Origin of the sequence: Litorivivens lipolytica, from assembly GCF_014191715.1 — a bacterium.
Lineage (GTDB): Bacteria > Pseudomonadota > Gammaproteobacteria > Pseudomonadales > Spongiibacteraceae > Litorivivens > Litorivivens lipolytica.
In genome coordinates this window covers 363503-384812 of the sequence record NZ_JACHWY010000002.1, presented here as the reverse complement: position 1 = coordinate 384812, position 21310 = coordinate 363503, and the positions used below count along the sequence as shown (strand labels likewise).

At 56.3% G+C, this 21310-nt stretch carries 19 protein-coding genes; 6 read left to right on the top strand and 13 right to left on the bottom strand.

Features of this window, described 5'->3' with window-relative positions; genetic code table 11:
* Positions 1–5: 5 nt before the first annotated feature.
* On the bottom strand, positions 6–1052 hold the full coding sequence (gene bioB, locus FHR99_RS10195; protein ID WP_183410547.1) for a biotin synthase BioB: 1047 nt from the start codon (positions 1050–1052) through the stop codon (positions 6–8).
* 82 nt (positions 1053–1134) lie between these two features.
* Between bioB and FHR99_RS10190 the strand changes: the two genes are divergently transcribed.
* Together FHR99_RS10190 and FHR99_RS10185 are read left to right on the top strand one after the other, a co-directional pair.
* Entirely contained in the window at positions 1135–1854 is a 720-nt protein-coding gene (locus tag FHR99_RS10190) for a ComFC family protein (protein WP_183410546.1), read from the top strand.
* Positions 1855–1893: 39 nt separating this feature from the next.
* Positions 1894–2883, top strand: coding sequence for a serine/threonine protein kinase (locus tag FHR99_RS10185; protein WP_183410545.1), 990 nt, complete (start codon positions 1894–1896; stop codon positions 2881–2883).
* Positions 2884–2906: 23 nt separating this feature from the next.
* On the opposite strand, the gene FHR99_RS10180 is transcribed toward FHR99_RS10185, so the two are convergent.
* Positions 2907–3629, bottom strand: a complete 723-nt coding sequence (locus tag FHR99_RS10180; RefSeq protein WP_183410544.1) for an acyltransferase — start codon at positions 3627–3629, stop codon at positions 2907–2909.
* 29 nt (positions 3630–3658) lie between these two features.
* Here FHR99_RS10180 and trmB point away from each other — a divergent pair, with 29 nt between their 5' ends.
* A complete protein-coding gene (gene trmB / locus FHR99_RS10175) occupies positions 3659–4357 on the top strand; it encodes a class I SAM-dependent methyltransferase (RefSeq protein WP_183410543.1) in 699 nt (232 codons plus the stop codon).
* A gap of 27 nt (positions 4358–4384) precedes the next feature.
* Positions 4385–5200 (top strand): serine O-acetyltransferase, encoded by an 816-nt coding sequence (gene cysE, locus FHR99_RS10170; RefSeq protein WP_183410542.1) that lies wholly within the window; start codon positions 4385–4387, stop codon positions 5198–5200.
* A 13-nt stretch (positions 5201–5213) separates the two neighbouring features.
* Here the strand turns inward: cysE and FHR99_RS10165 are convergent, their stop codons facing one another.
* Positions 5214–6002, bottom strand: coding sequence for a M48 family metallopeptidase (locus tag FHR99_RS10165; RefSeq protein ID WP_183410541.1), 789 nt, complete (start codon positions 6000–6002; stop codon positions 5214–5216).
* Between the two features lie 82 nt (positions 6003–6084).
* Here FHR99_RS10165 and FHR99_RS10160 point away from each other — a divergent pair, with 82 nt between their 5' ends.
* Positions 6085–6681, top strand: a complete 597-nt coding sequence (locus tag FHR99_RS10160) for a DNA-3-methyladenine glycosylase I (protein WP_183410540.1) — start codon at positions 6085–6087, stop codon at positions 6679–6681.
* 17 nt (positions 6682–6698) lie between these two features.
* Positions 6699–7244, top strand: coding sequence for a DUF4136 domain-containing protein (locus tag FHR99_RS10155; RefSeq protein ID WP_183410539.1), 546 nt, complete (start codon positions 6699–6701; stop codon positions 7242–7244).
* A gap of 72 nt (positions 7245–7316) precedes the next feature.
* Here FHR99_RS10155 and hemE read toward each other — a convergent pair whose 3' ends face one another.
* The 10 genes from hemE to FHR99_RS10105 form a co-directional block, all read right to left on the bottom strand.
* On the bottom strand, positions 7317–8381 hold the full coding sequence (gene hemE, locus FHR99_RS10150) for a uroporphyrinogen decarboxylase (RefSeq protein WP_183410538.1): 1065 nt from the start codon (positions 8379–8381) through the stop codon (positions 7317–7319).
* 85 nt (positions 8382–8466) lie between these two features.
* The gene (locus FHR99_RS10145) at positions 8467–9885 is read right to left on the bottom strand and encodes an FAD-dependent oxidoreductase (protein ID WP_183410537.1); all 1419 of its coding nucleotides are present in this window, start codon (positions 9883–9885) and stop codon (positions 8467–8469) included.
* A 28-nt stretch (positions 9886–9913) separates the two neighbouring features.
* Positions 9914–14359: a glutamate synthase large subunit gene (gene gltB / locus FHR99_RS10140; RefSeq protein ID WP_183410536.1), complete on the bottom strand. Its 4446-nt coding sequence runs from the start codon at positions 14357–14359 to the stop codon at positions 9914–9916.
* 205 nt (positions 14360–14564) lie between these two features.
* On the bottom strand, positions 14565–15638 hold the full coding sequence (aroB, locus tag FHR99_RS10135; RefSeq protein ID WP_183410535.1) for a 3-dehydroquinate synthase: 1074 nt from the start codon (positions 15636–15638) through the stop codon (positions 14565–14567).
* 51 nt (positions 15639–15689) lie between these two features.
* Complete coding sequence (gene aroK / locus FHR99_RS10130; protein WP_183410534.1) at positions 15690–16196, bottom strand: shikimate kinase AroK; 507 nt, start codon at positions 16194–16196, stop codon at positions 15690–15692.
* A gap of 35 nt (positions 16197–16231) precedes the next feature.
* Positions 16232–18379, bottom strand: a complete 2148-nt coding sequence (locus FHR99_RS10125; RefSeq protein ID WP_183410533.1) for a type IV pilus secretin PilQ — start codon at positions 18377–18379, stop codon at positions 16232–16234.
* 15 nt (positions 18380–18394) lie between these two features.
* On the bottom strand, positions 18395–18928 hold the full coding sequence (locus tag FHR99_RS10120; protein ID WP_183410532.1) for a pilus assembly protein PilP: 534 nt from the start codon (positions 18926–18928) through the stop codon (positions 18395–18397).
* On the bottom strand, positions 18925–19542 hold the full coding sequence (locus tag FHR99_RS10115; RefSeq protein ID WP_183410531.1) for a type IV pilus inner membrane component PilO: 618 nt from the start codon (positions 19540–19542) through the stop codon (positions 18925–18927). Before FHR99_RS10115 ends, FHR99_RS10120 begins: the two co-directional genes overlap by 4 nt.
* Positions 19543–19544: 2 nt before the next feature.
* On the bottom strand, positions 19545–20114 hold the full coding sequence (locus FHR99_RS10110; protein WP_183410530.1) for a PilN domain-containing protein: 570 nt from the start codon (positions 20112–20114) through the stop codon (positions 19545–19547).
* A complete protein-coding gene (locus FHR99_RS10105; RefSeq protein ID WP_183410529.1) occupies positions 20114–21181 on the bottom strand; it encodes a type IV pilus assembly protein PilM in 1068 nt (355 codons plus the stop codon). Before FHR99_RS10105 ends, FHR99_RS10110 begins: the two co-directional genes overlap by 1 nt.
* Between the last annotated feature and the right edge of the window lie 129 nt (positions 21182–21310).

The window sequence follows — 21310 nt, the reverse complement described above, 5'->3', positions numbered from 1 at the left end:
GTCGATCAGGCGGTGGCGTCGTAAAAGAACTGGTCGTTGCGCGCCTGCTCTACCTTGGCCTGCAGCGCCGCTTCCTGCTCGTCTTCGCAGTACTGCTCGTCGCGCTCTTCCGGTTTGATGCCGAGGCGATCGAACAGCTTGAGATCCTTGTTGGCCTCGGGGTTCGGCGTGGTCAGCAGCTTCTCACCATAGAAAATCGAGTTGGCACCGGCGAAATAGGCCAGCGCATGCATCTGTTCGTTCATTTCCTCACGACCGGCCGACAGACGCACGTGAGAAGCAGGCATCAGGATACGAGCCACGGCGATGGTGCGAATAAAATCGAAGGGGTCGAGATCAGCCTCTTCAGCCAGCGGCGTTCCTTCCACGCGCACCAGCATATTGATCGGCACGCTCTCGGGGTGCTCAGGCAGGTTCGCCAGCTGAATCAACAGACCGGCGCGATCGCGGACGCTTTCACCCATACCCACGATGCCGCCGCTGCAGACCTTCAGGCCGGCCTTGCGCACATTGGAGAGGGTATCCAGACGATGCTGGTAGGTGCGGGTGGTAATAATCTCGCCGTAAAACTCGGGCGAGGTGTCCAGATTGTGGTTGTAGTAGTCGAGGCCGGCCTCAGCCAGCTCTTCAGCCTGCTCTTCGCTGAGCATGCCGAGGGTCATGCAGGTTTCCAACCCCATTTCCTTCACGCCTTTCACCATGGCGGTCACGTAGGGCATGTCTTTCTTCTTGGGCGAGCGCCAAGCGGCGCCCATGCAGAAGCGGCTGGCACCGGTGGCCTTGGCGGCACGGGCCTCGGCCAGCACTTTTTCCACTTCCATTAGTTTTTCCTGCTCCAGGCCCGTGTCGTAACGATTGCTCTGAGGGCAGTATTTGCAATCTTCCGGGCAGGCGCCGGTTTTGATGGAAAGCAGAGTGCTCACTTGTACCTGATTCGGGTCAAAAAATTCACGGTGAACGGTCTGCGCCTTGAACAGCAGATCATTGAAGGGCAGCTCAAACAGGGCTTTGACTTCGGCGTGGGTCCAGTCGTGGCGAATCGGGGTGCTCATGGCGTATCCTGCATTCTTCTAGGGTAGGTTTTTCTGGTGTAAGCAAGCCGCCCATTTTATCTGTCAACCTGCAGGGACGCAAATGGTTAACAGCAAACTTAAGCATCTGTCATACAAGCTCTTTCCCGGGCAGTGTCAACTTTGTCTCTCGCCCTCCCGGCGCCCAAGCGATATCTGTATCGATTGCGAGCGCGATCTGCCCTGGCTTCAGGCCTGCTGTCGACGCTGCGCCCTGCCACTGGCCACGGGCGACCTGTGCGGCCACTGCCTGAAACAGGCTCCCGTCTTTGATCAATGCATAGCCTGCTGGGAGTACGGTTTCCCCATCGACGCTCTGATCAGTCGCTTCAAATACCACGGCGACAAAGCCTGCGGTGCACTGCTGGCAGAGCTGGCGCAGACTGTTTTTTCCCAAACCGGCTTTTCACAAACCGCCTTTTCAAAAACCACAGTGGACATGCTGATTCCAGTCCCCATGCACTGGCGGCGCCAACTGACCAGGGGTTATAACCAGACAGAGATCCTCGCAAACCACTGGGGATACGCTTTCAACATCCCGGTTCGCCACGCCATAAAGCGAACCAAGGCCACTCCCACCCAACAGGGGCTGAGCGCGAGTGCTCGGCGCCGCAATTTGCTGGGGGCATTTGCCTTGCCTGCACCAGACGCAGTGCGTGGCAAGCACGTTGTGCTAGTTGACGATGTGCTGACAACTGGCGCGACAGCCAACACCCTCGCCGCTATACTGCGCAGGGCTGGCGCCGCCGAAATATCCATCTGGTGTCTGGCGCGCACGCCCTGAACCCGAATCGAACCCCTGGCTGGCTGTTGGAGCCCTCGTATGCGTGATGATGTAAACCCCCACCCCTACGAAGCCCTGAGCCCTGATGCGGTAATCGATGCCGTGGAAAGCTTGGGATTTCTGAGCGACCTGCGGATTCTGCCGCTGAACAGCTACGAAAATCGGGTTTATCAAATTGGCATAGAAGATGGCGAACCGCTGATTGCCAAGTTCTATCGGCCTGAACGCTGGTCGGACGAGCAGATACTTGAAGAGCATCACTTCAGCTGGCAACTGTTTGACGCCGACATTCCGGTAGTACCGCCACAAAAGAATGAGAACGGTGACACCCTGTTCGCCTACCAGGGTTACCGCTTTGCACTGTATCCACGCCGCGGCGGTCACGCTCCCGCGTTGGACGATCTCGACAGCCTGTTCCAGCTCGGCCGCCTCACCGGACGTCTGCACGCCATTGCCCGGCTGGAACCTTTTCAGCATCGCCCCGCCCTGACCACCGAATCCTTTGGTGACAGCAGTGCCGCCTTCCTGCTCCAGCACTTTATTCCCAGCGAGCTGCGCAATGCTTATGAAACCCTGACTCGCGATCTTTTGTATCGCATTCGCCAACGCTTTGACGAAGTGCAACCTACGCTGCAGCGAATTCACGGGGACTGCCACGTGGGCAATATTTTGTGGCGCGGCGACGAAGTGCATTTTGTGGATCTGGATGACAGCCGCATGGCACCAGCGATTCAGGATATCTGGATGTTCCTGTCCGGCAGTCGCGATCAGCAGCAGCGGCAGCTATCGGAATTGGTGGAAGGCTACAACGAATTCAGCGATTTTAACGTTCGCGAACTGCCGCTGGTGGAAGCCCTGCGCAGCCTGCGCATCATGCATTACAGTGCCTGGCTGGCCCGCCGCTGGAGTGATCCGGCCTTTCCGCGCACCTTCCCCTGGTTCAATACCGAGCGCTACTGGGCCGAACATATTCTGGAATTGCGCGAGCAACTGGCCCTGCTCAATGAACCTCCGCTGGAAGTATTCTGACAGCAGCTATCAGGCAGGAGAGATCAGTCTCGCATCGTTGGTCTAATCAACGCGCGCAGCCAGTTAAAAAAGCCATTCTGCGACAGCACCATGTGATCGACCTTGTCGAAGAAATCTTCCAGCGCTGCCGGGTCTTTGAAGTAATCGGCGCGGGTTACCATTTCTCGCTCAGGGTCGAGTTCTTTGACCACCTTCGCCGGATTCCCCGCCACAATCACATTGGCCGGGACATCACGACTGACCACAGCGCCCGCTGCCACTACCGAGTTTTCACCGATGGTCACGCCTTTCAAAATGGTCGCGTGATCGCCCAACCAGACATTGTCTTCGATAATCACTGGTGCCACCCGATCATCGCGCTTGGTGCGGTCATATACCCCATGCCAGTCGCAGTCGGTGATATACACACCGTTGGCCATCATCACGCTGTGACCGATTTTCACCTCATCGCTGGCTGATATCCGGGTCCCGGGACTTATCATCACGTAGTCGCCAATCTCGATGCGCCCGGTTTCCGGCTCACGCCCCCACACGCCGATTTTCACGCGATTATCCGGTTCGCCGATAATCGTGGCGCATTTGCCTATCGAGATGTTCGGCCCGGAAATCGAGATGTACCAGGGCTTCATGCACGTGTGATAATCCCCCAGATAATCGCAGGCAGGTTTTAGAAAGTGATTGGTATACCAGCGCCGAAAGCGCAAATAATTTTTTTTGACCCAGTAGGGGCGTCGATCCTGGCGCATGGGATGTCTCTGATTCAGGGACGGAAAGTGTGACAAGCGAGACCGTAAAGGGCAACAATTCAAAGGGAGTACGTGCGGTTACCAGCAACCAGAGCGGTGTGCACGACAAACTGGAAACTACCGTTCGACGCCACCTTGAACACCCTTTCCGCAAACCCATTACCGCTCACACCCAGGCAGCCTTCGATGCCGCAGCGAACTGGCTGGCTTCACAGCATCGCCCACTACTTCTGGATTCTTTCTGCGGCACCGGCGAGAGCACCGTCTGGCTCGCCCAGAGTCACCCCGACTGCGCAGTGATTGGCATCGATAAATCTGCCGCGCGTCTGGACAAACAAAAGCACCTCCCGGACAACGCCTTGCTGGTGCGCGCCGATGCCGATGATTTCTGGCGACTGGCTCTTGCCGCCAACTGGCAGCCGCAGCAGCACACCCTCTTCTATCCCAACCCCTGGCCCAAATCCGAGCACTTGAAACGCCGCGTGCAGGGCTCTCCCCTGCTGCCGACACTGTTGAATCTGGGTGGAATCATTGAGTTACGCACCAACTGGCGCATCTATGCAGAAGAATTCTGCTTTGCCTTGAAAATTGCCGGTTTTTCCGTTGAACCAAAAATTCTTCACGTAGGTCAACCAGTTACCGCCTTTGAGCGCAAGTACCACGAGGCTGGACAGACGCTGTGGCAGGTTGTCGCGCCATTGTCATCGCACCCGCCTTCATCGGTATAATGATTGGGCAACCTAGAGGATTTCATCATGAGCGCCGAACCGTTCAGAGCCGCAAGCCTGACTGACAGCATCTGGCACACTATCCGCAGCGAAACCGCGGAGGAAGTAAAACACGAGCCCGTGCTGGCCAGCTTTCTGCATGCGACCATTCTGAACCACGACTCGCTGGAAACTGCTCTCAGCTTCCACCTGGCCAACAAGCTAGACTCACCCACCGCATCGGCCCTGCTGGTGCGCGAGGTCATTGAGAATGCCATGGCCGCTGATCCGAGCATCGGTGAAGCCATGCGCGCAGATATTGCCGCCGTTAAACAGCGCGACTCCGCCTGCGAAAACCTCTCGGTGCCCTTTCTCTATTTCAAAGGCTTCCACGCACTGCAGTCTTATCGCATTGCTCACTGGCTGTGGAAACAGGGGCGCGAATCGCTGGCGCTATTTTTTCAGAATCGCATTTCCTGCGAGTTTGGCGTCGACATCCATCCCGCTGCCAAAGTCGGCAAGGGTATTATGCTGGATCATGCCACCGGCGTAGTGATCGGTGAAACGGCTGTGGTCGGCAACAACGTATCGATCATGCAGTCGGTCACTCTGGGCGGTACGGGAAAAGAGCACGGCGATCGCCACCCGAAAATTTCCGATGGTGTACTGATTGGTGCTGGCGCCAAAATTCTCGGCAATATCCGCGTCGGTCAGGGTGCTCAAATCGCCGCTGGCAGCGTGGTACTAAAAGACGTCGAACCGCATACGACGGTTGCCGGCGTGCCCGCCAAGGTGGTCGGCAAACCGGACTGTGATCAGCCCGCACTGGAAATGAATCACCGGGTTTGCTGCGGGGACGATTAATCCCCGCTCCTGTTTACTTCCGGCAGTTGGGTTTATAGCCCGCCGCGCGCGCTTGCTTATAGATCTGCTGCATTTCTGGCATCAGCGCCTGCAGATCGGAAATGCGAGTTTCGTGGGAGGGGTGAGTCGACAGGAATTCCGGTGGCTGACCATTCGATGCCGCCGCCATGTTGTGCCACAGATCGATACTGGCCTGGGGATTGAAGCCCGCCTGCGCCATTAACTGTACGCCGATATTGTCAGACTCAGACTCCTGCAGACGCCCATAGGGCATCAGCACACCGTATTGGGAACCCAAACCCAGCGCCGCCATCACCGCCTGCTGCCCAGCACCTTCGCCGATCAAGGCACCCACAATTTGCTGACTGGACTGGGAGACAAACTGCATCGACATACGCTCGGCGCTGTGTTTAGCCAGCACGTGCCCCACTTCGTGGCCGATAACTGACGCCAGCTGATCCTGATTTTTGGCCACTTTCAACAGTCCGGTATGCACACCAATCTTTTTGCCGGGCAACGCAAAGGCGTTCGCGCTATCGTCGTCGAAGACCACGACTTCCCAACCCGTGCGCTCACCTTCTGGCAGGGTGCGCGTAATCGAATCTGCAACACAGCTTACGTACTGATTCACCTCGCCACTGCGATCAACAGAAGCTTTCTGCTTCATCTCATCGAAGGCTGTTGCGCCCATGTTAGACATTTCAGCATCGGAAAAAATAACCAGCTGCCGACGCCCGGTTGGCGACGTCGTGCAGGCCACCACCAACAGTGCCACGGAAAGCAGTATCAGCGTTCGCTTCATCGGAGTATCCTTAAAATCACTGGGTTCCTGATCGACAGCATGGTATCACACGCCCATTTCGACGGAATGCGAAAGGTTTGGTATGAGCACACATCTAGAGCGTTGCCCCTGGTGCGGCACAGACGAACTCTACTGCAGCTACCACGACCATGAGTGGGGCGCTCCCTTGAGCGACGACCAGCGCTTATTTGAGTTCCTAGCATTGGAATCCGCACAGGCGGGGCTGAGTTGGATCACCATTCTGCGAAAACGCGATAATTACCGAAAAGCCTTTAAACGCTTCGATCCCATAGCGGTGTCACGCTTCGGCGAAAAACAGGTAGAAAAACTGCTTACCGACAAAGGCATCGTACGCAATCGCGCTAAAATCGAAGCATGCATCAATAACGCCCACCGCTTTCTGGAACTGCAATCAAGCCACGGCAGTTTTGCTCGCTACCTTTGGGATTTTGTGGATGGCAAACCTCTACAAAACCGTCATAAGACCATGAAAACCATTCCCGCCACCACACCACTTTCCGATACCCTGTCCAAAGACCTGAAAAAACGCGGATTCAAATTTTTGGGCAGCACGACCGTCTACGCCTTTATGCAGGCGACGGGCATGGTCAACGACCATCTGTTGAGCTGTTACCGCCACGAAGACTGCGCTGAACTGGCGCGGAAGTTTACGGTCTGAGAGGAAAGGAGACACCCATGCACAGACTCGCCATGCCTTTACTGGCACTGCTGCTCACTGCCTGCTCATCAGTGCCGGTTGAAACAGACTACAACCCAGACGCCAATTTCAATGGCTATCAGCGCTATCACTGGCAGATGGAAACCAGTGGCAGCGATAGCTCTATCAGCCCCTTTCATGGGCAGCGGGTAAAAACTACCTTGCAGAACCTGCTGAATCAACAGCGTTACCGGGAGGCAAACCAAGCCGAAAATCCGGACTTTTTAATCCGCTACTACCTCACAGAAACTGTTGAAGGTCATGGCCACAGCAACACGCGCGGCAGCGTTGGCCTCGGCAGCGGTGGCGGTGGTTTTGGTATGGGTGTGTCGGTCGGTTTTCCGTTGGGTGGCAGCAAGCCAGAGCGGAATTTCAAGCTGATAATCGATGTCATCGATGCACGCGCCAACCAATTGAGCTGGCGCGGCACCGGCCTGATCGATGCAGATCAGGACAGCGAAGCGCTGGCGGAAGAGATCGTAAAAGCCGTTGAAACCGTGTGGGCCCTTTATCCACCTAAGTAAGCCCGCCTAAGTAAGCCCGCCTAAGTAAGCCCGCCTAAGTAGGCCCAAGCCCTCTCCCGAGAAAACGCTCGTTTACTGGTGATAGGGCGCCGACAACTCCCTAACACACTCGATAAAGGCACCGGCATGGGCGGGATCGACTTCCGGGGTAATGCCGTGACCGAGGTTGAATACGTGGCCGGTACCGTGGCCGAAGCTTTCCAAAATAGTGGCGACTTCCTGGCGGATGCGTTCAGGCGAGGCGTACAGCATGGTCGGATCCATATTCCCCTGCAGGGCAACCTTGTCACCGATGCGCTTGCGCGCTTCGCCGATATTGATCGTCCAATCCAATCCCACCGCCTGACAGCCACTGGCCGCAATACTTTCCAGCCACAAACCGCCATTTTTGGTAAACAGAATGCAGGGAATCTTGCGGCCGTCGTGTTCCTTGATCAGGCCATCAACAATCTTCTGCATGTAGCAAAGTGAAAATTCCTGATAAGCCGCTGCACTCAGGGTGCCGCCCCAAGTATCAAAAATCTGCACCGCTTGAGCGCCAGCCAGGATCTGACCGTTAAGGTAGCTCACCACCGATTGCGCCAGCTTATCCAGCAGGCTGTGCATCAATGCCGGTTGATCGTAGGCCAAGGCCTTGGTGGTGCGAAAATCTTTTGAGGAACCGCCCTCGACCATGTAGGTCGCCAGCGTCCAGGGGCTGCCGGAAAAACCGATCAGCGGTACACGGCCATTCAGTTCGCGGCGAATGGTGCGCACCGCATCCATCACATAGCCGAGATCTTTTTCCGGATCGGGAACTGGCAGCGCATCCACATCCGCCTGGCTGCGAATGACCTTTTTGAATTTCGGGCCTTCGCCGGTTTCAAAATACAGGCCCTGCCCCATCGCATCCGGGATGGTCAGAATATCTGAAAACAAAATCGCGGCATCGAGCGGGTAGCGCTCCAGCGGTTGCAGGGTCACTTCGCAGGCCAGTTCAGGGTTCATGCACAGGGACATGAAGTCGCCGGCCTTGGCGCGCGTTGCACGGTACTCAGGCAAGTAGCGACCGGCCTGACGCATCATCCACACCGGCGTGTAGTCCACGGGCTCACGCAGCAGGGCGCGAAGGAAAGTATCGTTCTTCAGTTCAGTCATGCTGCGAAATCCGGCAATTCAGATAAAAGTGTCGGGCGCGAGGCCCGACAAAAAGAAGCTTGTTTTAAGGCTTATACCTTCAGGCTTACACCTTTAAGTAATCGAGAATCCCTTCCGCGGCTTGGCGACCTTCCCAAATGGCGGTTACCACCAGATCGGAACCGCGCACCATATCGCCACCGGCAAAGACTTTCTCATTAGAGGTTTGGAACTTGTAGGTCTGCTCTTCCGGCGCAACCACGCCCTGCCAGTCGTTCAGGTCAACCTTGAAGTTGGCCAGCCACTCTGGCGGGCTGGGGCGGAAACCGAAGGCGATCAGCACCACGTCTGCCGGAATGATTTCTTCGCTGCCTGGAATTTCTTCGGGGCGACGGCGACCGTTTTCGTCGGGCTCACCCAACTGTGTGGTCACAACTTTAACGCCTTCAACCTTGTCGCCACCGACAATGGCGACCGGCTGACGGTTGTAAAGGAACTGAACGCCCTCTTCTTTCGCGTTCACCACCTCGCGGCGTGAACCGGGCATGTTTTCTTCGTCACGGCGGTAGGCACAGACCACACTCTCGGCACCCTGACGGATTGAGGTCCGGTTACAGTCCATGGCGGTATCACCACCACCCAGCACCACCACACGCTGACCTTTCACATCGATAAAGTCAGCCGCGTCTTTTTCCCAGCCCTGATTGCGGTTTACGTTGGAAATCAGGAAGGGCAACGCGTCGTAAACACCGGGCAGGTCTTCACCGGTAAAGCCACCCTTCATGTAGGTGTAGGTGCCCATGCCGAGGAAGACGGCGTCGAATTCGTCCATCAGTTCCTGAGCAGAAATATCCTTGCCCACTTCCGTATTGAGACGGAACTCGATACCCATTTCTTCAAACACCTGACGGCGACGCGCCATCACGGATTTTTCCAGTTTGAACTCGGGAATACCGAAGGTCAGCAGGCCACCGATTTCCGGGTACTTGTCGAACACAACCGGTTTTACACCGGCGCGCACCAGCACGTCGGCACAGCCAAGACCGGCCGGGCCGGCACCGATAACGGCGACTTTCTTGTCGGTCCAGACGCGCTCGGACAGGTCCGGGCGCCAGCCCATAGCCAGCGCCGTATCGGCAATGTACTTCTCGGTAGAACCGATAGTTACCGCACCAAAACCGTCGTTCAGCGTACAGGCGCCTTCGCACAGACGATCCTGCGGGCACACCCGGCCACACACTTCCGGCAGGGTATTGGTCTGATGCGACAGCTCGGCCGCTTCAAACAGGTTGCCCTCGCTGACCAGCTTCAGCCAGTTGGGAATGTAGTTGTGTACCGGACACTTCCATTCGCAATAGGGGTTGCCACAGGACAAGCAACGGTCTGCCTGCGAGGCCACTTGCTGCTCGCGGTAGGGCTCGTAAATCTCAACGAACTCCGCCTTGCGGATTTCAATCGCTTTCTTGTCCGGGTCTGCGCGACCGACATCGATAAACTGGAAATTGTTACTCTGACGTTCCGTCATAAAATTACCTCAATCTTCTCCGCTCAACTTATTCCGGACGCTGGCGCGTGCTGGCCAGCAGGGCTCCCAGGCTTGCGGCCTTGGGTTTCACCATCCAGAACTTGGCGATGTAGTCGGAGAAGTTCTCCAGAATTTCGGCGCCCCAGGCAGAGCCGGTTTCGGCTACAAATTCCTGAATATTGGCGCGCAGATGCGAGCGATAGGCTTCCATCGACTCGGATGTAATACGGCAGATTTCCACCAGCTCGCTGTTGTAGCGATCGACAAAACGATGCTCCATATCCAGCACATAGGCAAAACCACCGGTCATGCCCGCGCCGAAGTTAACCCCGGTCGGGCCGAGTACCGTGATGTTACCGCCGGTCATGTATTCACAGCAGTGGTCACCGGTGCCTTCAACCACCGCATGAGCACCGGAGTTACGCACCCCGAAACGCTCACCGGCACGGCCGGAGGCAAACAGACGGCCACCGGTGGCACCGTACAGACAGGTGTTACCAATGATGGCGGTGTCTTGCGAGGCAAAACGGCTGCCCTTGGGCGGGAATATCACCAGCTTACCGCCAGCCATGCCTTTACCGACGTAATCGTTGGCATCGCCTTCGAGATACATGTTCAAACCGCCGGCGTTCCACACCCCAAAGCTCTGACCACTGGTACCGGTCAGGCGCAAGGTGATCGGCGTGTCGGCCATACCCATATTGCCGTAGCGCTTGGCAATTTCACCGGACAGACGCGCACCGATAGAGCGGTCGCAGTTGGTCACGGTAAATTCAAATTCGCCACCGCGCTTGTTCTCAATCGCATCGAGGGTTGCGGCAACCATCGCTTCGGCTTTTTCACCTTTGTCGAAGGGTGCGTTCAAAGCAACCTGACAAAATTCGGGCTGCCCTTCGGCTTCCGCGTCTTTATGCAGAATCGGAGACAGGTCGAGCTTGCCGTGTTTTTCCGTCGCGCCGGCGTGCTGCTCCAGCAGATCGGTGCGACCAATCAGTTCATCCATGGTGCGAATGCCGAGGCTTGCCATCAGCTCGCGGGTTTCCATGGCCATAAACTTGAAGAAGTTCACTACCATGTCGACGGTGCCAATAAAGTGCTCGTCGCGCAGACGCCCATCCTGGGTGGCAACACCCGTCGCGCAGTTGTTCAGGTGACAGATACGCAGGTATTTACAACCCAGCGCCACCATCGGCGTGGTACCGAAACCGAAGCTTTCCGCGCCGAGGATTGCTGCCTTGACCACATCCAGACCGGTTTTCAAGCCACCGTCTGTTTGCACACGCACCATGCCACGCAAGCCATTGCCGCGCAGGGTTTGCTGGGCTTCTGACAGACCCAGTTCCCACGGCGAACCAGCGTAGCGAATAGAGGTAATCGGGCTGGCTGCGGTACCACCGTCGTAACCGGAGATAGTGATCAGATCCGCGTAGGCCTTGGCGACACCGGCAGCAATCGTGCCGACACCGGGCTCAGATACCAGCTTGACCGACACCAGCGCTTCCGGGTTGACCTGCTTGAGGTCAAAGATCAGCTGAGCCAGGTCTTCGATCGAGTAAATGTCGTGGTGCGGCGGCGGTGAAATCAGGGTCACGCCGGGCACGGAGTAACGCAGGCGAGCGATCAGTTCGTTGACCTTGCCACCGGGCAGCTGACCACCTTCACCGGGCTTGGCGCCCTGAGCGACTTTGATCTGCAACACTTCGGCATTGACCAGATAATGCGGGGTCACGCCAAAGCGGCCGGAAGCCACCTGTTTGATCTTGGAGTTGCGCTCGGTGCCGTAGCGGGCTGGATCTTCGCCACCCTCACCGGAGTTGGAGCGACCGCCCAAACGGTTCATGGCAGTTGCCAGAGCTTCGTGCGCCTCCGGGCTCAAGGCACCCAGCGACATACCGGCCGAGTCAAAGCGCGGCAGGATGTTTTCAATGGGCTCAACCTCTTCCAGCGGAATCGGCTTGGCGTCTTTCAGTTTCAGCAGGTCGCGCAGGGTGGCTACCGGGCGCTCATTGACCAGTTTGCTGTAGGCTTTCCAACGTGTGTAATCGCCAGTTTGCACGGCGTCTTGCAAGCCTTTAACCACGTCCGGGTTAAAGCTGTGGAATTCCTGGCCGTGAACAAACTTGAGCTGACCGCCGGGATTAATCGGTTTGCGCGGAATCCAGGCGATGGTTGCCAGCGCTTCCTGATCTTTCTGCAGTTCGGCAAAGGTCGGGCCCTTGATGCGGCTGGCGGTGCCGCGGAAACACAGATCCACAACATCGTCATCGAGACCGATAATTTCAAACAGTTGGGCGCCGCGGTAAGAGGCGATGGTGGAAATCCCCATTTTCGAGAGGATTTTCATCAGCCCTTTGTTGATACCCTTGCGGTAAGCGGTGTGACATTCGTTGGTATCACCCACCAGCTCGCCGCTGCGCAGCATGTCGTTGATCACGCTGTAGGCCATGTAGGGGTATACCGCGGTCGCGCCATAACCAAACAGACAGGCGAGTTGGTGAGAATCGCGGGCACTGCCGGACTCCACCACGATGTTGGCGTCGCAACGCAGACCCTGCTTGATCAGGTGGTGGTGCACGGCACCGGTGGCCATCAGCGAGTGAATAGCCAGCAGACCGGGCTCAAGACCGCGATCACTCAGCAGCATAATGGTTTTGCCGCTGTTAACCGCAGCAACCGCGTCATCACACAGTTTATTGATCGCACTGCGCAGGTCAGTCGTGGCCGGATCGTAAGTCAAATCCAGGCGCGCAACGTCGAAATTCGGATTGTTCAGTTCCAGCAAACGCTGGAATTTATCCGGCGACAGCACGGGGCTAGACAGAATCAGGCGCTCGGCGTGATCGGCCGTTTCTTCGAAAACGTTTTTCTCACGGCCCAGACAGGTTTCCAAGCTCATGACGATCGCTTCGCGCAGCGGATCGATCGGCGGATTGGTTACCTGTGCAAACTTCTGGCGGAAGTAGTCGTAGAGCGGGCGCTCCTGTTTGGAAAGCACCGCCATCGGCGTGTCGTCGCCCATGGAGCCCACGGCTTCGTTGCCAGACTCTGCCAGCGGGCGCAGCACCTGCTCGCGCTCTTCAAAGCTGACCTGGAAGTATTTCTGGAACGCCTTGAGTTGCTCCTTGCCCACCAAGTCCGGAACCAGCGGCGTAGACAGCGAGGATTCCAGACGGGTCGCATGCTCTTTTAGCCATTGCTTGTAGGGCTGCTGAGTTTTCAGCTGAGCGTCTACATCGGCGGTGTGCATGACTTCGCCGGTCTCGGTATCGACCACCAGAATCTGGCCGGGGCCAACGCGGCCCTTGGCGATAACATCTTCCGGTTTGTAGTCGTAGGTGCCAATTTCCGAGGCCAGAGTAATAAAGCCGTCGGTTGTCGTTACCCAGCGAGCCGGACGCAGGCCGTTGCGGTCCAGCATACACACGGCGTAGCGCCCGTCGGTCAATACGATACCGGCCGGGCCATCCCAGGGCTCCATGTGCATGGAGTTGTATTCGTAGAAGGCCTTCAGGTCGGCATCCATGTGCTCCATGTTCTGCCAGGCCGGCGGCACCAGCATGCGCACAGCGCGGAACAGGGGCATGCCGCCAGCAACCAGCAGCTCGAGCATGTTGTCGAGGCTGGAGGAGTCGGAACCGGTGCGGTTAACCAGCGGCGCAATGCTGTCCAGATCAGGCAGCAAGGGGCTGGAGAACTTGGTCGAGCGCGCCTCCGCCCAGTTGCGGTTGCCCTCAATGGTGTTGATCTCACCGTTGTGGGCCAGCATGCGGAAGGGCTGAGCCAGCGGCCAGCGCGGCAGAGTGTTGGTCGAAAAGCGTTGGTGGAAAACGCAGATCGCGGTTTCCAGACGCTCGTCACCCAGATCCGGGAAGAACTTGGGCAAATCCACGGGCATCATCAGACCTTTATAGGAAAGGACCGAAGATGACAGGCTACAGATATAGAAATCGGAGTCATTGGCCAGCGCGTTTTCAGTGCGGCGACGCACCACATACAGCTTGGTGGCCAGTTCTTTGTCACTGGACGCATCACTGTTAATAAACACCTGCTCAATGCGCGGCAGGCTGGCGACCGCGATCTCACCACACACAGACGGATCGTGCGGCACTTCGCGCCAGCCGACGCACTCCAGACCCTGCTCGGCCATGGCATCCGCCATGGCTTTACGTGCAGCGTCTGCTTTGGCAGCGTCTTTGCTCAGGAAGATCTGACCGATGCCGTAGATGCTGCTGAGTTCGGCCGAGAAGGCTTCTTTGGCGAGAGTCCGCAGGAAGCTGTCGGGTTTTTTCAGCAACAGACCACAGCCGTCACCGGTTTTACCGTCAGCGGCAATGCCCCCACGGTGCGTCATGCACGTCAGGGATTCTATGGCCGTTTGCAACAACTTGTGGCTCGGCTCGCCCTGCATGTGGGCAATAAGGCCGAAACCACAGTTATCACGCACGTCCTCAGGTCTGTACAGGCCTGTACTCATAAATCGACTCTCGTAAAAAACTCAGAAAATCAGAAAGATAGCTAGCATTTCTGCGCTCCGGGGACAGCAGTCGCCGGAAAAAAGGAGGGACATTCTACACGGCTGGCGCATAAGCGACAAATTTGCCCGCAAAATACACAGAATAAGCCGTATTTTTTGCCCTTTTAACAAAGACTTAGTAAATCCTTGCCAAGGCCGGACGGCGCTAGCGCACCGCCTCGATAGCTGCAATCACCTTTGCCTGCTCCACTTCGTCGGTCACCACGGCCTCACCCAGCGCTTTCAACAAGACCAGCCGCAAGCGACCATCGAGCACTTTCTTGTCCCGCGCCATCAGGCTCAGGAACTGTTCGGCGGCCATCTCTGCCGGAGGGTTCAGTGGCAGATCCGCCCGTTGCAGCAGGCTCGCCAATCGCTCCACCTCAGCATCGGCAATCCAGCCCAAATCCGACGACAGCTTTGCAGCAATCAGCATGCCAGTTGCCACCGCCTCGCCGTGGAGCCAGCTACCGTAGCCGGTAGCGGTCTCGATAGCGTGACCAAAGGTGTGCCCCAGATTGAGAATGGCACGGCGACCGCCTTCACGTTCATCTTCAGCCACCACGCGGGCCTTGTTCTCGCAGGAGCACAGAATCGCTTCGGCGAGCAGTTCGGGGTCACGAGCCAGCAGACCATCCCAGTTAGCTTCAAGCCAATCGTAGAACGGCACATCGGCAATCAGACCGTACTTGAGCACCTCGGCCAGCCCCGCCGAAAACTCCCGCGGCGGCAAGGTTGTCAACGTTTCGGTATCGATAATGACGCACTCAGGCTGGTAAAACGCACCAATCATGTTCTTGCCCAGCGCGTGATTGACCCCCGTCTTGCCACCGACGGAGGAATCCACCATCGACAACAGGGTCGTCGGCAGCTGAATAAACGGCACACCGCGCTGATAGCAGGCCGCCGCAAAGCCGGTCATATCCCCGACCACGCCGCCACCGAGCGCAATCAGCGTAGTTTTGCGCGTGTGGTTGTCTTCCAGCAGTTGATCAAAGATCGTATTCAGGGTTTCCAGGTTCTTGTGCGACTCACCGTCGGGCAGCACCACGACCGACACCTGCCAGCCCTGAAGTCGAGCCAACACGGCCTCAAGATAGAGCGGCGCTATGGTTTCGTTAGTGACCACGCAGGCCTGCTTGCCTTTGATAAAGGATGGCCAGTCGTTATCGGACAGCAAATTCGGGGCAATACGAATCGGGTAGCTCCGCTCACCCAGATCGAGAGTCAACTCACGCATGGAAATCAGTCTGATGCAGGAAAAACGCTATTGTAGCGTTTTCGGGAGAACTCAGGCCAGCAGGCGACGAATCTCATTGGCGACAGCGCGCGGGCCACGACCATCAGTATGCACAATAATCGTTGCCACTTCGCGATACAGCGGGTCGCGCACCGCCATCAGCTCTTCGAGCACCTTGCGCGGATTGGCGTTCTGTAGCAGGGGTCGTTTTTTATCCTTGGCAGTACGGCGAACCTGTTCATCAACCGAGGCATGCAGATACACAACGGCGCCCCGCTTCATCAGTTCACGATTTTCCGGGCGCCCCACCACGCCACCACCGGTGGACACCAGAACGCCCTCAAGTTGAGACAGTTCTTCGATCATGGCCGTTTCGCGATCGCGAAAACCGGCTTCACCTTCCTTGTCAAAGATCCACGGGATATCAACGCCGCTGCGCTCTTCAATCTCGCGGTCAGCGTCACGGAATTCCAGATGGAGGTCATCGGCCAACAGGCGACCGATAGTGCTCTTGCCGGCCCCCATTGGGCCGACAAGAAACACACGGGGATACTTCATAGAAAGGGCTTACCGTGGCAGTTACGTGCTAAGCCTCACTCAACCAGCGTATCTGCCAGAATGCGGGGCGTAATAAAAATCAGCAGCTCCGACTTATCCTGATCAACAGAGGTGCGACGGAACAGGCGCCCAATGTACGGCAGATCACCAAAGAAGGGAACCTTGGTCACCGACTCGATATCGGTCGTCTCGTACACACCGCCCAGCACGACAGTTTCACCATTGCCCACCAAGACCTTGGTTTTCAGCTCGGTGGTATCAATAGTGGGCACCTGACCACCCAGCCCCGTAGAGATAACCAACTGGCCAACCGTATCCTGATTAATCAGGAGGTCGAGCAGAATGCGGTCATCCGGGGTGATGATCGGCGTAACATCCAGGCTCAGCACCGCTTCTTTAAAGGCAATGGTGGTTTCGCCGTTGGCCGAGGACTGCGGATAAGGAATCTCGGTACCAGCTTTGATAATCGCGGGCTCTTTGTCCCCGGTAATTACCTTCGGCTGGGAAACGATCTCGCCTCGACCTTTGGATTCCAGCGCGGACAGCTCAAGGTTGAGGAAGTGATCATCCTCAATAAAGCCCAGCGCGAAAGAGCCTGCAGCACCTGCGACACCGAGGTCAGCAATCATGCCGGGGACCACCTCAAAGGAATTATTACCCGCCGCTGCCGCAGAAATCAGGTTACTGGTGGTCTCATTGTTTTCCTCAATGGTGCCGTTTGCTGAGAGGATATTCCCGGCATCGTTTACATCGTAAAAAGCACCACCCCAGCGAACACCCAGCGACTTATCAAAGTCAGTGCTGGCTCGAACAATGCGGGCCTCGATCTGTACCTGACGAATCGGGACATCAATCTGCTTGATCAGACGTCGAATTTCGTCGAGCTTATCGGCAGTCTCAGTGATCAGCAGAGAATTGGTGCGCGATTCCAGCACCACCCGACCACGCTCTGACAAAATATCTTCACCTTCATCAGAATTACCTCCTCCGCCTGTGCTGGTACGCTCAAACAAGGTCATCAGGTCCGCCGCATCGGCGTAACGAATGCGGATAAACTCACTGCGCAGGGGCGCCAGTTCACGCACCTGTTTCTGGGCTTCAATTTCCTGGCGCTCACGTTCGGCAATCTCCGCCGCAGGCGCAACCATCAGTACGTTCCCGACCAAACGCTTGTCGAGCCCCTTGGTTTTCAGCACCAGTTCCAGCGCTTGATCCCAAGGCACGTTTTTCAACCGCAGGGTAATGTTGCCGGAAACCGTATCACTGGCCACCAGATTAAGTTCGGTAAAGTCTGCAATCAGCTGCAGTACCGCGCGCACTTCAATATCCTGGAAGTTGAGCGACAGCTTTTCACCGACAAAGGCGAATTCCTTGCGCCGTTCTTCCACTTCTTCCTGCGTAAGCGGCTTCACGCTGAGCACATACTCGTTATCTGCCTGATACGCGAGGTAGTCGTAATCACCGCTGGATTTCAGTTCAAAGCGCGCACCGCGGCTGGTGCTTTTGGCATCAATGACCTGCACCGGAGTAGCAAAGTCACCGACATCGTAGCGACGACGAAGATTTTCCGGCAGCGACATTTCGCTGAACTCGACAAAGATCTTCGTGCCTTGTTCATACACATTGATATCGGCTTTGGGATCTTTAAGACTCAGAATCAGCATGCCTTCGCCATCGGCGCCACGCTTGAAATCCATATCCGTAATCTGGTTACCGCTGGCCGTTTCCACTGACGGTGTTGAGCTAGCCACCTGCTCCAACGCACCACCGGATTCTTTAAGATACTCCGTCGCGACAGAACCGACTTCAACAACCAGATCGTTGCCCTCTATGCGCGTGGCGTAGGGCACCAGCTCAAGCAGGTTTAATACCACCCGGGTGCGACCGTTGCCCTCCAGCACAATCGCGCTACTGGCGTTGCCATAGGACAGAGGGTATTTCTTCTGCGGCAGACCGCTGCTTACGCCGGGCAAGTCCAGCGCAATACGAGCAGGCTTTTCAATGGTGTAACCCTTGGGCTCCGGCGGTGCGGAGTCAAAGGTCATGCGCGCCTCGAAACGACCACCCTGTAGCGAAGAGAACTGGATATCCTTGAGCTCGCCGGCAAACAGGGGGTGAGTGAAGATTGCGCAAGCCGCCCAGAGCAGATACCGCTGAATTGTTTTTGGCTTTAAGGTTTTCATGACTTCTCCACTCACTTAGCCGTCACTCGTTTTTATTTCGAGGGTTCGCGGTCTTTCAATCCAGCCATCGCCGCCATCCGAGACGATTTCGATAATCAACAGACTGGTTTCTGTCGTTTCAATGACCCGTCCATGATTGCGACCGAGGTAATGACCACTCCGCACACGATGCACACTGTTTTCGCTGTCTTTGACGAGCGCCCAACGCACACCATCCAACTCCAAAGAGCCCACCATCCGCAGGGAATCCAGACTGAACTGCTCCAGAAACTCCTGCTTGCGATTGAAATCCGGTTTCACAGCTGCGTTACCGGACAAGCGGGCTATTTGCTTGGCCTCAACTGGTTTGATAAACGGACTGCGCAAACCGGAGGCACTGTAATTAAACGCCTTGTAGGCCTTGAAGGGCGGAATCGGCGGGATTTGCCCGACCGGACGCGACTTGATCTCCGCCATGTAGGCGTCGATATCTTCATAGCTGGAGCTACCGCCACAACCGGTCAACACCAGACCCGCCAAACAGAAAGGAATCAGTGTCCTGATATTCATCCGTCGACCTCCGGATCACGATAACGGTAGGTCTTGGCCGTAATTGACATATTCAGATCAATCCCGCCTTTGGCGCCGCCAATCTTGAAATCATGCAGAGTGACGATCCGTGGCAGACCGGCGATACCGCTCACAAACGCCGCCAGATCATGGTACGGCCCTTTGACCTGAATACTGATCGGCAGCTCAACATAAAACTCTTTGCGAACTTCCGGCTGCAACTGAATCGAGGTGATTTCCAGGCCATTGGAGACGCCTTCTTCAGTGATATCCTCAAGCAGTCCCGGAACCTCGGTATCGGTTGGCAACTGGCTTAACAGCGCACCGAAGGTTTCTTCCATTTCGATCATCTGCTTGCGATAGGCCGCAAGGTTAGCCGCTTTGAAAGCCTTGGTCTTAAACTCCTGACGAAGGTCCTGTTCTTTCGCTGTGACTTTTTCCAACTCAAGCCGCAGCGGCTCAATCAACTGGAAATAACCGCCAACCACAACGCCGACAAAGACAACAGCCCAAACAATGCTCTTGACCAGAATCGGCCACGTTCCAACCGTATTAAAGTCGATGTTGTTGACATCAAACTCTTTGAGCTCTTTCAGTGCGTCCTGAAATGCCATGCCTATTTCTCCTTCGCTTCTGCTTCAGCGTCCGGAGACGTGATCTTGAACGAAAGCTCAAACTGGCTACCCTGCTCGCCAAAATCAGGCGCAGCCTTGACCGACGTCAGATTGGGCTCTTTAAACCACTCGGAATTATCCAGTTTTCGCATCAGGCTGGAGACGCGGTTATTCGACTCGGCCTTGCCTGAAACCTTGATCGCATCGCCTGTGCGCGTCATATCCAAAAAGAAGGCACCGTCGGGCATGGTGCGAACCGTTTCATCAAAAATCCGCACGATCACAGGACGCTTGCCCTGCAGCCCTTGAATGATTTCCATCCGCTCCAGCAACTCGGCACGACGTTTTTCCAACTCGCGAATTTCCGCGACCTGCCGATTCAACTCGGCAATATGTTGCTGCAGATAGTTATTCCGTGCATTTTGGTGGTCGATGAGTGCGTTGAAATAACGGTCGCCGAGAAACACAATCAGCCCACCGAAGACAGCCATGCCAACCAGAATGACCAGAAACTGTTTCTGGAGTGCGGCGCGGCGCTCTTCACGCCAAGGAAGGAGGTTGATCTTTGCCATCAGTCAAAACTCCTCAGGGCTAGTCCGCAGGCAATCATCATCGACGGTGCATCAGCGTTAAGCGCCAGCACATCCACGCCGGGAGCAACCTCCATATTCGCAAAGGGATTGGCAACGACGGTTGATGTCCCAGTTTCCTCGGCAACCCGATCCGCCAGCCCGGTGGTCGAGGCGACCCCGCCGGCCAGGACAACGAGATCGACCATGTTGTACTGACTGGCCGAAAAGAAAAACTGAAGCGCGCGATTGATCTGCTGAACCACAGCGTCGCGGAACGGCTCTAGCACCTCTTCCTCGTAATCGTCCGCAATGCCACCATCCTTCTTGGCCATGCCGGCTTCTTCGTAAGTGACACCGTAACGGCGCTGAATTTCTTCCGTCAGCTGTCGGCCGCCAAACAGTTGCTCACGAGTGTAGATGGTTTCGTCGTCGACAATAACACTCAGCGTCGTGACGGTAGCGCCGACATCAACAATCGCCACCACCGAGTTTTCATTGAGCTCGAACTGCTCGGCAATCAGCGCAAAGGTACGTTCCAGGGCAAAGGCTTCAATGTCGACCACCTTCGCTTCGAGATCTGCCAGCTCCAGGGCTTCTACTCGCGTCTCGATATTTTCCTGACGGGAAGCGGCCAGCAGAACTTCAACCATCCCCTCATTTCGATCGGAGGGACCCAGCACTTCGAAATCCAGCGCGACTTCTTCCAAGGGGTAGGGAATGTATTGGTCGGCTTCCAGAGTGATCTGTGACTCCATCACTTCTTCACTCATATCGGCGGCCATCTCTATCACCTTGGTGATCACCGCCGCACCGGAAACCGCTACCGCGGCATTTTTCTGTTTTGAGCGAGATCGCGTATGCGCAAGACGCAGACTTTCAGCCACGACTTCAGTGTCGGCGATATTTTTTTCAATCACCGCATTCTGGGGCAGTGGCGCGACAGCGAAACTCTCCACCCGGTAACGGCCGTTATTGCAGCTCAGCTCCAGCACCTTCACAGCACTGGAACTGATGTCCACTCCAACAACCGGGCTGGGTCGCCAGCCGCCGAAAAGTTCTTTTAACACCAGAGTTTTCCTATCTGCATCCGAGACTTAGAACACACTTTTTATAATTAGATTAAATACCAGAGTACCCGATTTCGCAAATAGTTATAATGATTATTGGGTAGACCGCGTCTCATTTCGCTAACATAG